This window comes from Pseudomonas sp. V98_8 (assembly GCF_029967975.1).
Classification (GTDB): Bacteria; Pseudomonadota; Gammaproteobacteria; order Pseudomonadales; family Pseudomonadaceae; genus Aquipseudomonas; species Aquipseudomonas umsongensis.
In genome coordinates this window covers 101,505-116,111 of record NZ_JASCAE010000006.1, presented here as the reverse complement: position 1 = coordinate 116,111, position 14,607 = coordinate 101,505, and the positions used below count along the sequence as shown (strand labels likewise).

General features: G+C 58.9%; 15 protein-coding genes. 11 read left to right on the top strand and 4 right to left on the bottom strand.

Going from position 1 to position 14,607, the window contains the following annotated elements:
• Positions 1–43: 43 nt before the first annotated feature.
• Positions 44–1,138: an iron-sulfur cluster carrier protein ApbC gene (apbC, locus tag QLG10_RS06190; RefSeq protein ID WP_110751660.1), complete on the bottom strand. Its 1,095-nt coding sequence runs from the start codon at positions 1,136–1,138 to the stop codon at positions 44–46.
• Positions 1,139–1,291: 153 nt separating this feature from the next.
• On the opposite strand from apbC, the gene metG reads away from it, so the two are divergent.
• From metG to QLG10_RS06150, 8 genes are all read left to right on the top strand, one after another.
• Positions 1,292–3,343, top strand: a complete 2,052-nt coding sequence (gene metG / locus QLG10_RS06185) for a methionine--tRNA ligase (protein ID WP_282486179.1) — start codon at positions 1,292–1,294, stop codon at positions 3,341–3,343.
• A gap of 283 nt (positions 3,344–3,626) precedes the next feature.
• The gene (locus QLG10_RS06180; protein ID WP_282486177.1) at positions 3,627–4,196 is read left to right on the top strand and encodes an Rnf-Nqr domain containing protein; all 570 of its coding nucleotides are present in this window, start codon (positions 3,627–3,629) and stop codon (positions 4,194–4,196) included.
• Positions 4,193–5,203 (top strand): electron transport complex subunit RsxB, encoded by a 1,011-nt coding sequence (rsxB, locus tag QLG10_RS06175; RefSeq protein WP_282486175.1) that lies wholly within the window; start codon positions 4,193–4,195, stop codon positions 5,201–5,203. The genes QLG10_RS06180 and rsxB overlap by 4 nt, the downstream gene beginning before the upstream one ends.
• Positions 5,190–6,176 (top strand): RnfABCDGE type electron transport complex subunit D, encoded by a 987-nt coding sequence (locus QLG10_RS06170; protein WP_248677876.1) that lies wholly within the window; start codon positions 5,190–5,192, stop codon positions 6,174–6,176. Before rsxB ends, QLG10_RS06170 begins: the two co-directional genes overlap by 14 nt.
• The gene (locus tag QLG10_RS06165; protein ID WP_248677877.1) at positions 6,173–6,784 is read left to right on the top strand and encodes an RnfABCDGE type electron transport complex subunit G; all 612 of its coding nucleotides are present in this window, start codon (positions 6,173–6,175) and stop codon (positions 6,782–6,784) included. The genes QLG10_RS06170 and QLG10_RS06165 overlap by 4 nt, the downstream gene beginning before the upstream one ends.
• Positions 6,777–7,364 carry an Rnf-Nqr domain containing protein gene (locus QLG10_RS06160; RefSeq protein ID WP_282486169.1) on the top strand — a complete coding sequence of 196 codons (588 nt, stop codon included), beginning with the start codon at positions 6,777–6,779 and terminating at the stop codon, positions 7,362–7,364. Before QLG10_RS06165 ends, QLG10_RS06160 begins: the two co-directional genes overlap by 8 nt.
• A 25-nt stretch (positions 7,365–7,389) precedes the next feature.
• A complete protein-coding gene (gene nth, locus QLG10_RS06155) occupies positions 7,390–8,028 on the top strand; it encodes an endonuclease III (RefSeq protein ID WP_110751645.1) in 639 nt (212 codons plus the stop codon).
• 106 nt (positions 8,029–8,134) lie between these two features.
• The gene (locus QLG10_RS06150) at positions 8,135–8,314 is read left to right on the top strand and encodes a hypothetical protein (protein ID WP_110751643.1); all 180 of its coding nucleotides are present in this window, start codon (positions 8,135–8,137) and stop codon (positions 8,312–8,314) included.
• Between the two features lie 90 nt (positions 8,315–8,404).
• Here the strand turns inward: QLG10_RS06150 and QLG10_RS06145 are convergent, their stop codons facing one another.
• A complete protein-coding gene (locus QLG10_RS06145; protein WP_008057539.1) occupies positions 8,405–9,031 on the bottom strand; it encodes a response regulator transcription factor in 627 nt (208 codons plus the stop codon).
• A 522-nt stretch (positions 9,032–9,553) separates the two neighbouring features.
• Between QLG10_RS06145 and QLG10_RS06140 the strand changes: the two genes are divergently transcribed.
• Positions 9,554–10,315 carry a hypothetical protein gene (locus QLG10_RS06140; protein WP_282486167.1) on the top strand — a complete coding sequence of 254 codons (762 nt, stop codon included), beginning with the start codon at positions 9,554–9,556 and terminating at the stop codon, positions 10,313–10,315.
• Between the two features lie 75 nt (positions 10,316–10,390).
• On the opposite strand, the gene QLG10_RS06135 is transcribed toward QLG10_RS06140, so the two are convergent.
• Positions 10,391–11,608: an argininosuccinate synthase gene (locus QLG10_RS06135; RefSeq protein WP_020799894.1), complete on the bottom strand. Its 1,218-nt coding sequence runs from the start codon at positions 11,606–11,608 to the stop codon at positions 10,391–10,393.
• 129 nt (positions 11,609–11,737) lie between these two features.
• Positions 11,738–12,643 (bottom strand): OmpA family protein, encoded by a 906-nt coding sequence (locus tag QLG10_RS06130; RefSeq protein ID WP_110751639.1) that lies wholly within the window; start codon positions 12,641–12,643, stop codon positions 11,738–11,740.
• Between the two features lie 159 nt (positions 12,644–12,802).
• Here QLG10_RS06130 and pyrC point away from each other — a divergent pair, with 159 nt between their 5' ends.
• A complete protein-coding gene (gene pyrC, locus QLG10_RS06125) occupies positions 12,803–13,849 on the top strand; it encodes a dihydroorotase (RefSeq protein WP_110751637.1) in 1,047 nt (348 codons plus the stop codon).
• Positions 13,846–14,523, top strand: a complete 678-nt coding sequence (gene rnt, locus QLG10_RS06120) for a ribonuclease T (RefSeq protein WP_110751635.1) — start codon at positions 13,846–13,848, stop codon at positions 14,521–14,523. Before pyrC ends, rnt begins: the two co-directional genes overlap by 4 nt.
• The last annotated feature ends 84 nt before the right edge of the window (positions 14,524–14,607 follow it).

The following is a 14,607-nucleotide window of genomic DNA, read 5'->3' as shown; positions in this document are numbered from 1 at the left end:
GCCACAGCTCGCTCCCACATTTGGACCGCGTTTCTTCTGCTGATCAATCGTCGCTGATGGTGATATTCGGCATCGCCGGCGTGGCGGCTTCCTGCAACACGATCCGCGCACCGACATGGCGGGCCAGTTCCTGGTAAACCAGTGCAATCGGGCTGTCCGGTTCGGCGATGACCGTTGGCTTGCCGCCATCGGCCTGTTCGCGGATAGCCATCGCCAGCGGCAGCGACGCCAGCAGCTCGACGCCATACTGATTGGCCAGCTTCACACCGCCCCCCTCGCCGAACAAATGTTCGGCATGCCCGCAGTTCGAGCAGATGTGCACGGCCATGTTTTCCACCACGCCCAGCACGGGGATGTTGACCTTGCGGAACATCTCCACACCCTTGCGTGCGTCCAGCAATGCCAGGTCCTGTGGCGTGGTCACGATCACCGCGCCGGCCACCGGGACCTTCTGTGCCAGGGTCAGCTGGATGTCACCAGTGCCTGGCGGCATGTCGATGACCAGGTAATCCAGGTCGCCCCACGCGGTTTGTGTCACCAGTTGCAGCAAGGCGCCGGAGACCATCGGCCCGCGCCAGACCATCGGCGTGTTGTCGTCGGTGAGGAATGCCATGGACATCACTTCGACACCATGGGACTGGATCGGCACGAACCACTTCTGATCCTTGATCTGCGGCCGGGTGCCTTCGGCGATGCCGAACATGATGCCCTGGCTCGGACCGTAGATGTCCGCGTCTAGAATCCCGACCTTGGCGCCTTCGCGGGCCAGGGCCAGCGCGAGGTTGGCGGCGGTGGTGGACTTGCCCACCCCGCCCTTGCCGGATGCCACGGCCACGACGTTCTTGACGTTGGCCAGGCCCGGGATCTGTGCCTGGGCCTTGTGCGCGGCGATCACGCTGGTGATATCGACGCGGGCGGCGCTGACCCCGTCAAGGCCTTCAATGGCCATTTGCAGCATCTGCGCCCAACCGCTCTTGAACAAGCCGGCGGCATAACCCAGTTCCAGCTGCACGCTGACGTGCTCACCCTGGATCTCGATGTTGCGCACGCAGCCGGCGCTGACCGGATCCTGGTTCAGATAGGGGTCGGTGTATTGGCGAAGGACGGCTTCCACCGCTGCGCGATTGACGGCGCTCATGGGCAACTCCGAAAACAAGACTGGGAATAGATGGCGGGTATCCTACCCCTTCTGTCTTCCGGACGGCATGCCTGGCAACGATTTGCAGGGGTGAAATATCTTTGCCGGCGCTTTATAGTGCCCGACCTCCGTTTCATCAAGTAGCCGAGCCCCATGTCCGAGCCACGCAAGATCCTCGTCACCAGTGCCCTGCCCTATGCCAATGGTTCGATCCATCTTGGCCACATGCTGGAATACATCCAGACCGATATGTGGGTGCGCTTCCAGAAGCACCGCGGCAACCAATGCATCTATGTCTGCGCCGACGACGCCCACGGTTCGGCGATCATGCTGCGCGCGGAAAAGGAAGGCATCACCCCGGAACAACTGATCGCCAACGTCCAGGCTGAACACAGCGCCGACTTTGCCGAGTTCCTGGTGGACTTCGACAACTTCCACTCCACTCACGCCGAAGAAAACCGTGAGCTGTCGAGCCAGATCTATCTGAAGCTGCGCGACGCCGGGCACATCGCCACGCGTTCGATCACGCAGTATTTCGACCCGGAAAAGAAAATGTTCCTGGCCGACCGCTTCATCAAGGGCACCTGCCCGAAATGCGGCACCGAAGACCAGTACGGCGACAACTGCGAAAAGTGCGGCGCGACCTACGCACCGACCGACCTGAAAGATCCGAAGTCGGCAATTTCCGGGGCCACTCCGGTGCTCAAGGATTCCCAGCACTTCTTCTTCAAGCTGCCGGACTTCCAGGAAATGCTGCAGACCTGGACCCGCAGCGGCACCCTGCAAGACGCCGTGGCCAACAAGATCGCCGAATGGCTGGATGCGGGCCTGCAACAGTGGGACATCTCCCGCGATGCGCCGTACTTCGGTTTTGAAATCCCTGATGAGCCGGGCAAGTACTTCTACGTGTGGCTGGACGCACCCATCGGCTACATGGCGAGCTTCAAGAACCTGTGCGACCGCACGCCGGAACTGGACTTCGACGCGTTCTGGGGCAAGGACTCCACCGCCGAGCTGTACCACTTCATCGGCAAGGACATCGTCAACTTCCACGCCCTGTTCTGGCCAGCGATGCTCGACGGCGCGGGTTACCGCAAGCCGACCGGCATCAACGTGCACGGCTACCTGACTGTCAACGGCCAGAAAATGTCCAAGTCCCGCGGCACCTTCATCAAGGCCCGGACCTACCTGGATCACCTGTCGCCGGAATACCTGCGTTACTACTACGCAGCCAAGCTGAGCCGTGGCGTCGACGACCTGGACCTGAACCTCGAAGACTTCGTGCAGAAGGTCAACTCCGACCTGGTCGGCAAAGTTGTCAACATCGCCAGCCGTTGCGCCGGGTTCATCAACAAGGGCAATGCCGGGGTGATGGTCGAAACCAACGCCGCGCCAGAGCTGACCGAAGCGTTCCTGGCTGCCGCGCCAAGCATTGCCGACGCCTATGAAGCCCGCGACTTTGCCCGCGCCATGCGCGAGATCATGGGCCTGGCCGACCGCGCCAACGCCTGGATCGCCGACAAGGCGCCATGGTCGCTGAACAAACAGGAAGGCAAGCAGGAAGAAGTCCAGGCCATCTGCGCCACCGGCGTCAACCTGTTCCGTCAACTGGTGATCTTCCTCAAGCCGGTGCTGCCGTTGCTGGCCGCCGATGCCGAGGCGTTCCTCAACGTCGCGCCGCTGACCTGGAACGATCACGCGACCTTGCTCGCCAACCATCAGTTGAACGAGTTCAAGCCGCTGATGACCCGTATCGACCCGGTAAAAGTGCAGGCCATGACCGACGCTTCGAAAGAAGACCTGACCGCCAGCCAGACCGACACAGGCGAGGCTACACCGACGGGCAATGGCGAACTGGCGAAGGATCCGTTGTCGCCGCAGATCGAGTTCGACACCTTTGCCGCGGTTGACCTGCGCGTCGCCCTGATCGTCAAGGCCGAGCACGTGGAAGGCGCGGACAAGCTGTTGCGCCTGACCCTGGACATCGGTGACGAGCAGCGCAACGTATTCTCCGGGATCAAGAGCGCTTATCCGGACCCGTCCAAGCTCGATGGTCGCCTGACGATGATGATTGCCAACCTCAAGCCGCGCAAAATGAAGTTCGGAATTTCCGAAGGCATGGTGATGGCGGCAGGTCCCGGCGGTGAAGAAATCTACCTGCTGAGCCCTGATAGCGGCGCCAAGCCTGGTCAGCGGATCAAGTAAGGCACTGCGGCAAACCGATCCCACAGTCGTGCCTGGCGCGACTGTGGGATTTTCATGTCTGGCCCACCCTCCGACCTTGCCGGATAATGCCTAGACTTTTTAGACCGCTGCGTTGAAAAGCCGCCGTAACGCTGTTCGGCGAGCAAGAAATCCGTGGCGAGGGGATTTATCCCCGTGGGCCGCAAAGCTGCCCTCAGCGTCCGTTCAAGCAGACCGAGTTGTTCGGATTTTCGACTGCTTCGCAGCCGAACGGGGATAAATCCCCTCACCACAAAGCACTATCATGACCGAAACCCTGCTTACGCTCATCAGCACCGCCCTGCTCAACAACCTCGTCTTGCATTGGCCGCTGGCTGTTGATCCACTGTTGGGCAGCGAACGTCGCCAGGTGCATGCCCTGGGCATCGCGACGACTTGCCTGATGCTGGTCACCGGGGTGCTCGGCCATGTGATCTATCAATGGCTGCTGGTACCGTTGGCGTTGACCGCGCTGCACTTGTTCGTGTTCCTGCCATTGAGTGCGCTGCTGATCGGCCCGTTGTTGAAGTTGCTTGCACGGGTGTTTTCGACACTGTCCTTCGAAGGTCTTTGGCCGTTGCTGCTGTGCAATGCCGGGGTGCTCGGCGTGGCATTGCTCAACGCCCGGGAGAACAATGGATTTTTTCATGCCACAGCCTTGAGCATCGGTGCCGGGCTGGGCTTCTGGCTGGTACTGAGTCTGTTCCAGGACCTGCGCCAGCGTACTCTCGACAACGATGTGCCCCTGCCCTTTCGCGGCCTGCCGATCGACCTGATCGGCGCCGGCCTGATTGCAGTGGCCTTTCTCGGATTCAGCGGGCTAATCAAAACATGAGTCTGATTCAACGCATCGACGCCCTCTTGCCGCAGACCCAATGCGGCAAGTGTGGCCACCCCGGATGCAAGCCGTACGCCGCAGGCATCGCCAGCGGTGAGCCGATCAACAAATGCCCGCCTGGCGGCAGTGAAACCATTGTTGCCCTGGCCAAGCTGTTGAACGTGCCGGTGCTGGAACTGGACGCCACTCGCGGCACGGCTGCGGCGCAGATCGCCTATATTCGTGAAGCGGAGTGCATTGGTTGTACGAAATGCATTCAGGCCTGTCCGGTTGACGCCATCGTCGGCGCGGCCAAGTTGATGCACACAGTCATCATCGATGAATGTACCGGTTGCGACCTGTGCGTGGCGCCATGCCCGGTGGACTGCATCGAAATGCATCCGCTGCCCTTGAGCGGCGTGCTGCCGATTGTCGGTGGCCTGGCCTTCAGCCTGGAAGAACAACGGGCGCGAACCGCCAAGCGCAATCATGCACGGCGCCGTTTCGAGCAGCGCAACGCCCGTTTGCAACGTGAAGAGCATCAAAAAATTGCCGAGCGAGAAGCCCGTGCGCAACGGGCCGTCCAACCCAGTGAAGTGCCGCTCGACCCGGTGCAGGCAGCCCTTGAACGCGTGCGCGCGCAGAAGGCCGCGAACGCCGATGCGGCCTTGAAAAAAGCCAAGGTCGACCTGGCGATGAGCCGGGCGCAGCTGAACAAGTCGCTCAAGGCCTTCGGTCATCCGCCGACCTTCGAACAGCAATCGCAGCTGATTGTGTTGCAACAGCAGTTCGAAGCCGCCGAGCACGCCTTGGCCCAACTGGAACGCGTTGCGCCGCCGGCCGTGGCGCCTGTCGCCGCTGCGGCGAAGGACGCCGACCTGAAACGCGCGAAAATCCAGCTGGCCATGCGTCGTGCCGAACTGAAGAAAGCCCAGGCGAGTGCTGCTCCCGTCGAGCAGATCGAAGCCCTGGAGCGAGCCCTGAGCGAAGCCGAACGCCAGGTGGATGCACATGCCGCCCCTTGAATCGGTGGACGAACGCCTGCAGCAGGCGATGAAACTGGTTCTGCTGGCGACGCTGCCAGGGGTGTTGGCGTTGTTCTGGTTCTATGGCTGGGGGGTGTTGATCAACTTGATGCTCGCTGGTGTCAGTGCCTTAGCCTTTGAAGCGGCGGTGCTGCGAGTGCGCAAGCGCGCGCTCAAGCCGACCTTGAGCGATGGCAGCGCCCTGGTCAGTGCCACGCTACTGGCCTTGGCCTTGCCGCCCTATTGTCCCTGGTGGCTGACGGTCAGTGCGGCGGCGTTTGCGATGTTGCTGGGCAAGCACCTGTATGGCGGGGTCGGCAGCAACCCGTTCAACCCGGCAATGTTGGGTTTCGCCCTGGTAATGGTGACCTTTCCACAGCAGATGACCCATTGGCCAGCCTCCCACGGCATGGACTTGTGGGGTGGCGTGCAGCAAGTGTTCGGCGCAGGCCAAAGCCCGGACGCCTGGGTCCGGGCCACGGCACTGGACAGCCTGCGGATCAACAAAAGCCTGACCATGGATGAACTGTTCGCGGCGAATCCGGCCTTTGGTCAGTTCGGTGGCCACGGCGTGGAGTGGGTCAATCTGGCCTTTCTCGCCGGTGGCGCGTTCTTGTTGCAACGCCGCGTGTTCAGCTGGCATGCACCGGTTGGCATGCTCGCCAGCCTGTTTGTCATCAGCCTGTTGTGCTGGAACGGTTCGGGCTCAGACTCCCACGGATCACCGCTGTTTCATCTGCTCACCGGTGCCAGCATGCTCGGCGCTTTCTTCATCGTCACTGAACCGGTGTCCGGCGCAAAAAGCCCGGGTGCGCGACTGCTGTTCGGTGCAGGCGTGGGCTTGCTGACCTACCTTATTCGCACCTGGGGCGGCTACCCGGACGGCGTGGCCTTTGCCGTGCTGTTGATGAACCTCTGTGTACCGGCGCTGGAGCGGCTTGTCGCGGCCAGGCAAGAGCTGCACGCACCATGAGCCGAGCGTCGAGCGCCGCCATCCTTGCATTACTGGCCTCCCTCGGGGCAGGCCTGACGTATCTCGTGCAGCACGCCAGCGCACCGCGGATCGCGACTGAACAGCGCCTGATCGACAGTCGCAACCTGCTGGACCTGCTGCCGCCCGACGGCTATGACAATCAACCGCTGGAACAACCGCTCAGCCTCGAAAACGCTACGTTGGCCAATAGCACACTGCTGGCGGGTTACCGTGCGACCAAGGCCGGCCGAGCCTATGCCGTGCTGCTGCGCAGCCAGACCCTGGGCTACGCGGGCGCCATCGATTTGCTGATCGCCATCGATCGCAACGGTAGATTGCTGGGGGTTAAAACTCTTCGGCAGATGGAAACCCCGGGGCTCGGCGCACGGATCGCCGACTGGCCGAACGCCTGGCTCGAGGGCTTTTCCGGCAGGTCGCGAACCGATCCGGGCGACAACGGATGGGCCTTGAAAAAAGACCAGGGGCAATTCGACCAGATCGCGGGAGCCACGATCACCTCAAGAGCGGTGATCCACGCCATCCATGACGCATTACGCTATTTCGATGAGCACCGAGCCTCACTGCTTGGGAGCCCCTCAGATGAATGAATCGTTGCGGTTGCAGAACACCTTGATGCTCGTGCCACTGATTGGCGCCACCGGCTCACTGGTGAATGCCCTGGGCCTGTGGTTGATGTTCATGGGGGTGAGCAGTGCCTTTGGCCTCTGCATGAACACCTTACGCTCGCGCCTGCTCCCGGCGACCCATTTGCCGGCCAGCGTACTGCTTGCCGCAACGTTGACCAGTTGCGCAGAACTCGGCGCGCAGGCCTGGTCGCTGCCATGGCATCAGCATGCCGGGATTTATGCCGGGTTGATCGCCTTGCAATGCGTCGCGCTGGAGCGCAGTGACTTCTTCCAGTGTCCCTGGCGCGAACGCTGGCGCCTCTGCGGCCTGTTCGGCGCCTTGATGGTGTCCCTGGGCCTGCTGCGCGAACTCATTGGCTACGGGACCCTCGGCAATCATCTGCCGTGGCTGGCGGGTACTACGCACGCGGATTGGCAGGGCTGGTTGCTGACCGCTGACGGTGGCTTGCGACTGGCCACGCTTGCCCCTGGCGGTTTCATCCTGCTCGGGTTGCTCATCGCCGCCTGGCAAGCCTGGCATCGCCCCCCACCCTCACACTGATCGCCTTCGAGGAAACGCACCGCACATGAACGCCGCAAAACGCCTGGAAATATTCCGCCGGCTGCATGAAGACAATCCGGAACCGAAGACCGAACTGGCCTATTCCTCACCCTTTGAGTTGCTGATTGCGGTGATTCTTTCGGCGCAATCAACCGATGTCGGCGTCAACAAGGCCACGGCAAAACTGTTTCCGGTTGCCAATACCCCGGCGGCGATTTATGCCCTGGGCGTGGAAGGATTGTCGGAATACATCAAGACCATCGGCCTGTACAACAGCAAGGCTAAAAACGTGATCGAGACCTGCCGGCTGCTGATTGAGCGTCATGGAGGGGAAGTGCCGCAGACCCGTGAGGAACTCGAAGCCTTGCCTGGCGTCGGCCGCAAGACCGCCAACGTGGTGCTCAATACTGCATTTCGCCAATTGACGATGGCCGTGGACACCCACATTTTTCGGGTCAGCAACCGCACCGGCATCGCACCTGGCAAGAATGTGGTCGAGGTCGAGAAAAAATTGATGAAGTTTGTGCCCAAGGAATACCTGCTCGACTCCCATCACTGGCTGATCCTTCACGGACGTTACGTCTGCCTTGCCCGCAAGCCTCGCTGCGGCAGTTGCCGGATCGAAGACTTGTGCGAATACAAGCACAAGACGTCGGACGATTGAGCTGCTATTGGGTTTTTCGATTTATCGATTGAAAAAATCTTTTTTACCCGTCGCAAGATTGTCGATATAAGGGGCCCCAAAGGCCTTCTTCGCCTGGAGTAACTAAATGAGCACTGGCAAAGAACAATTGGACGTGGATGAGGACTTTACCGCCGCAGAGGCTGATGATGCCGAGCCGGTGGTTGAAGTAGCGAAAACCAATCTGAGCAAGCGTCGGACCATCGACAACCTGCTGGAGGAGCGCCGACTGCAAAAGCAATTGGCCGATTACGATTTTGACTTGTAAAACCTAAAAGCCTCCCGAAACGGAGGCTTTTTACTAAGTGTCGAGTCGCGATCAAAGCTCGCCTGTCGCGCTTCGTCAACGCCGGGCACATCATGCCAGGCCGTTACGCTGGGCGAGCTCGATCAGATCGACCAGCGAGCGCGCATTGAGTTTCAACAACAGTCGGGTCTTGTAGGTACTGACGGTCTTGTTGCTGAGAAACATCCCATCAGCAATCTCTTTATTGGTCTTGCCCCGGGCCAACTGCTGCAACACCATCATTTCCCGCCCTGAAAGACGATCCACCATATCGGCTTCACTGGCGTTGCCAAGACTGGCACGCACAGTATGCAACGCTTGATTAGGGAAGTAACTGTAGCCTGACAAGACCGCCTTTATTGCACTGAGCAACTCCGTGAGATCCTGCTGTTTGCACACATACCCGGCGGCGCCGGACTGCATGCAGCGCATGGAAAAATGTCCAGGTGACTGAGAGGTCAGTATCAGCACTTTCATCGGCATCGCAGCCGATGTCAGTCTCGCAATAACTTCCAGTCCATCCAGTTTCGGTATTCCAATATCCAGTATGACAATGTCCGGCATGTATTCTCGGGCTAGTTGCAATGCATCCACACCATTATCTGTTTCTGCAATGACTTCGTAGCCATGACGCTCCATCAGCATTCGTACCGCAAGACGAATGACGGGGTGATCATCCACAATCAGCACTTTATTCATGGGCAAGTCCAATTTCACTATTCGATTTTTTAGAGCCCGCACAATAGCCTAGTCGTTTCCTCCCTGGCATGTCGCTCCCCCCGGCCACTCGCACCCAGAGACATTCCCTACAGAAATTAGAGATTTTTCCTACAAAAAAACCCAAGAACCCCAAGATCGAAAACTTTAATTGAGGACTTGACTTTCCTATTGAGATTATTTTTTTGTATCGACCTGCAACAAAATAACCTGGGCAGTTTAAATTCCAGACAGCGAATAGACATGTATCGACCGACACCACACACTCAAAGGTAACTAAGGTTATCCGATACCCTCTCCCTCAAAAAAATATCACACATAACTTATACACTCGCACTTACAGCAAAAACAAACACATCGTCGCCCTGACGGAAACAATAAACCGCTAGCGTGCCGGCCTGAAATTAAATTACTTGAAAAATAGAAAACCCGAGATGCCCAAGATCAGTTGAATGCATTAAATTAAAAACAAACACCACGCCAAACAACAGAACGAGGATAAAAATGGATAAGCTCAAAAAAAGTATAAGCAACCCCATGACAGTGATTGCAATATTTGCAACTCTGTCGGAAACATCAGCGGCCGTTACCTTGCCGTTCCTTGATGACGAGGATAGAGACGTCTACATCTGGTTCCTGATCAGTTTTCCCTTTTATCTGCTGTTGCTATTCTTCGCAACGCTCAACTTCAACTATCGATCGCTGTATGCCCCCTCCGACTTTGAGAAGGGAAAACATTTCATAAAATTCATGGACGGTGCCGAGCAACTCGAAAACGGGAAGAGTAGAAAGTCTGCAGGCAGGACATCAGGCAGTGGCGGCCAATCCACTAGCCGTCCTTCCAGGGCAAAAGACCCACCCTCGAAATCGGTCCCTGGCTTTGCCCTGTCGGCGCTACACCGCCTACGCCTACCTGAACGGTTGAGGGACCTGTATGTCGTTGATGCACGCGCGATGACAAGCAACGCCGAGTTCAGCCACTTGCTAGAGAGCATTCACAACGAACCGGGAAAAACTGCACGTGCAGTCGTATTCCTCACCTGTAACGCATCAGATTCAATACTGAAGGAAAGCGCGGAAAGCCCTGCAAAACACGCAAAGAGATCCTGCCGCACAACATTCTGTGCTGCCTACAATTTGAATTCACAGGGTTTGACGGTCATTGATCGACAGTTGCCAAGCGACGCACGACAGCCCGTGGCGTTTGACGATCAATCCGAAGGGAAGGATGAGCGAGGGAAAAGCAAAAAGCCGCAAGTATGTTGATGCCGGCAGGCACCCACTTTTCAAATGTGCGGCCCCGTCGATGACCGGGCCACACATTCCATTACATCAAAGGTCTTAGAACAGCTTGCGACCTTTGTTCGCCGCGATGCGCATGCGCAAGGCGTTGAGCTTGATGAAGCCCGCTGCGTCGGCCTGGTTGTAAGCGCCGCCATCTTCTTCGAAAGTGGCAATGTTGGCGTCGAACAGCGACTCATCGGACTTGCGACCGGTGACAATCACGTTGCCTTTGTACAGCTTCAGGCGAACCACACCATTCACGTGGGCCTGGGAGGCATCGATCATCTGTTGCAGCATCAGACGCTCAGGGCTCCACCAGTAACCGGTGTAGATCAGGCTGGCGTACTTGGGCATCAGCTCGTCTTTGAGGTGAGCCACTTCGCGGTCCAGAGTGATCGATTCGATCGCACGGTGGGCACGCAGCATAATGGTGCCGCCAGGGGTTTCGTAGCAGCCACGGGACTTCATGCCCACGTAACGGTTCTCGACGATGTCCAGGCGGCCGATACCGTGCTCGCCACCGATACGGTTCAGGGTCGCCAACACGGTGGCCGGAGTCATTTCGACGCCGTCCAGTGCCACGATATCGCCGTTGCGGTAGGTCAGTTCCAGGTACTGCGGTTTGTCGGGCGCTTTCTCCGGGGAGACGGTCCAACGCCACATGTCTTCTTCGTGCTCGGTCCAGGTGTCTTCCAGCACGCCGCCTTCATAAGAGATGTGCAGCAGGTTGGCATCCATCGAGTACGGGGATTTTTTCTTGCCGTGACGCTCGATCGGGATAGCGTGCTTTTCGGCGTAGTCCATCAGCTTCTCGCGGGACAGCAGGTCCCACTCGCGCCATGGAGCGATCACTTTCACACCTGGTTTCAGGGCATAGGCGCCCAGTTCGAAACGAACCTGGTCGTTGCCTTTGCCGGTGGCGCCGTGGGAAATGGCGTCAGCACCGGTTTCGTTGGCGATTTCGATCAGGCGTTTGGCGATCAACGGACGAGCGATGGAAGTACCCAGCAGGTACTCGCCTTCGTAAACGGTGTTGGCGCGGAACATCGGGAAAACGAAATCGCGCACGAACTCTTCGCGCAAGTCGTCGATGTAGATCTCTTTCACGCCCATGGCTTGAGCCTTGGCACGTGCAGGTTCGACCTCTTCGCCCTGACCCAGGTCAGCGGTGAAGGTCACCACTTCACAGTTATAAGTATCCTGCAGCCACTTGAGGATCACCGAAGTGTCCAGGCCGCCGGAATACGCCAGAACGACCTTGTTTACGTCCGCCATGCCATCACTCCACGGGGTTCTACGGAAAGCCGTCAAGTCTACCGCCCATACAGAATAATTTACAGTGGCGCGACAGCTTATGACGACGAAGCGACAGATTATGTCGAGAGCGCGACGATGACCGAAGAGTCAGGAAGTTGCCGAAGCAGCGGGCTTTGTCGCTTGGGGAGCCACTTGCTCCACGGGGGCTCCACGCTCCAGGCGTATCGCGACCCGACGGTTTTTCGCGCGGTTAACGTTGCTGGTATTGGGAGCCAGGGGGTAGCGCTCGCCATGGAAACGCAGAGTTATTTGCGATTCCTGAATGCCGTTGGCCTTGAAGAACTCCATGACCGCCAGCGCCCGGCGACGTGACAGGTCACGGTTGGTCAGGCGATTGCCGCTGTTATCGGAGTGGCCATCGAGTTCGATGCGATTAACCGTTGGATCGGCTTTCATGTATTCGAGCATCACTTGCAGCCTGGCCTTGGCGGGCCCGTCCAGATCGATGCCGCCACCGGGGAAACCGATCTGGGATTGCTTCACCTGATCGAAGTTCTGCGGCAGCAACTTGGCCACGCAACCCTGATAATCGACAAATGCCTTGTTGAACCTGACCGGCAACAAACGCACCTCCGATACCCGGCCATCGCCTGAAGAGTGCCGGACCACGGGACTGCGTCCGTCCATCAGGCCGCTGATCAAGCGTCCGGCCTGGGCCTGCGAGCTGTTGAACAGGACATTGCCGCTGCCGATCCGTACCGTGCCCAGATTGATATCACCACGTCCTGGCTGCCAAGGCGCAGCAGCGGCCAACAAAGTGGCAGAACCACCGCCTATCATTGCGTTGTACGCATTCAAACGAAATATCGCCTGCTCGCCAGCGCGGCGCACGAACTGGCCCGAGCCGAAATCAGTGATCGGCTGCGTCAGCCGGCACTCGAACTTGTCGCCTTCGACCGTCCACTCAATGCTCTCCAGGCGAGTCTGGAAAGTGAGTGCCATTGCGGGAAGGCTGGCAAACACACTGAGCAAGGCTAAATAACGCTGGCGCACGGGAGGCTCCACTGGCTTCTACGACAAAAAGACCGACACACAGATGTTTACGGCATACCTGTTGGATATCGGAAGCTTCCCGTAAAACTTGATAGCGGGTGCCTGCAAGAGTCTTTTCCGGTAGCATTCCCTTGAGTTTGACCCGCCTGGAATCCCCTCATGTCCGACCGCCTGACCCTGCTGCGTCCCGACGACTGGCATATTCATCTTCGCGATGGTGCCGTGTTGACCAATACCGTCGCGGATGTCGCGCGCACCTTTGGCCGCGCCATCATCATGCCCAACCTGGTACCACCGGTGCGCAATGCGGCTGAAGCCGACGGCTATCGCCAGCGGATTCTCGCTGCCCGTCCGGCCGGCAGCCCGTTTGAACCGCTGATGGTCCTGTACCTCACCGACCGCACCCAGCCTGAAGAAATTCGCGAGGCCAAGGCCACCGGTTTCGTTCACGCCGCCAAGCTGTACCCGGCCGGCGCGACCACCAACTCGGACTCGGGCGTCACCAGCATCGACAAGATCTTCCCTGCACTCGAGGCCATGGCCGAAGTCGGGATGCCTTTGTTGATCCACGGTGAAGTCACCCGTGGCGATGTCGACGTGTTCGACCGCGAAAAAATCTTCATCGATGAGCACATGCGTCGTGTGGTCGAGCGTTTCCCGACGCTCAAGGTGGTGTTCGAACACATCACCACCGCCGACGCCGTGCAGTTCGTCAACTCGGCGTCAGCCAACGTGGGCGCGACCATCACTGCGCATCATTTGCTGTACAACCGTAACCACATGCTGGTGGGCGGGATTCGGCCGCACTTCTATTGCTTGCCGATCCTCAAGCGCAATACGCATCAGGAAGCCCTGCTCGACGCCGCCACCAGCGGCAGCGAAAAGTTCTTCCTCGGCACCGATTCGGCACCCCACGCCCAGCACGCCAAAGAGGCCGCTTGCGGCTGCGCCGGCTGCTACACCGCCTATGCGGCGATCGAGATGTACGCCGAGGCCTTCGAACAGCGCAACGCGCTGGACAAGCTCGAAGCCTTCGCCAGCCTCAACGGCCCGCGTTTCTATGGTCTGCCGGCCAACACCGATCGCATTACCCTGGTCCGCGAAGAATGGACCGCCCCAACCAGCCTGCCGTTTGGCGAGCTGACCGTTATCCCGCTGCGCGCCGGTGAAAAACTGCGCTGGCGCCTGCTGGAGGAACACGCGTGAGTGAAGACCATTTCGACGACGAACAGGAAGGTCAAGGCGGTGGTGGCGGTTCCCGTCATCCAATGGCCGCCAGGTTCCGTGGCTACCTGCCGGTTGTCGTCGACGTAGAAACCGGTGGCTTCAACTCGGCCACCGACGCCCTGCTGGAAATTGCTGCAACCACGATCGCCATGGATGAAAAGGGTTTTGTGTACCCCGATCACACCTACTTCTTCAGGGTCGAGCCTTTTGAAGGTGCGAACATCGAAGCGGCAGCCCTGGAGTTTACCGGGATCAAGCTCGATCACCCGCTGCGCATGGCCGTGAGTGAAGAAGCGGCGCTGAACGATATCTTCCGCGGCGTGCGCAAGGCACTCAAGGCCAACGGCTGCAAACGGGCGATCCTGGTTGGGCACAACAGCAGCTTCGACCTGGGCTTCCTCAATGCCGCGGTTGCGCGCCTGGACATGAAGCGTAACCCGTTTCATCCATTCTCCAGTTTCGATACCGCGACGCTCGCGGGCCTGGCTTACGGTCAAACCGTGCTGGCCAAGGCCTGTCAGGCCGCCGATATCGACTTCGACGGCCGCGAGGCGCATTCGGCCCGCTATGACACCGAGAAGACTGCCGAGCTGTTCTGCGGCATCGTCAACCGCTGGAAACAAATGGGTGGCTGGGAAGATTTCGACGATTGATTGAAGATTTTCTGCCCTTTGCTCTTTGTAGGAGCCGAGCTTGCTCGCGATGGTCGTGAACGATAACGCGGGCAGTCTGGATTC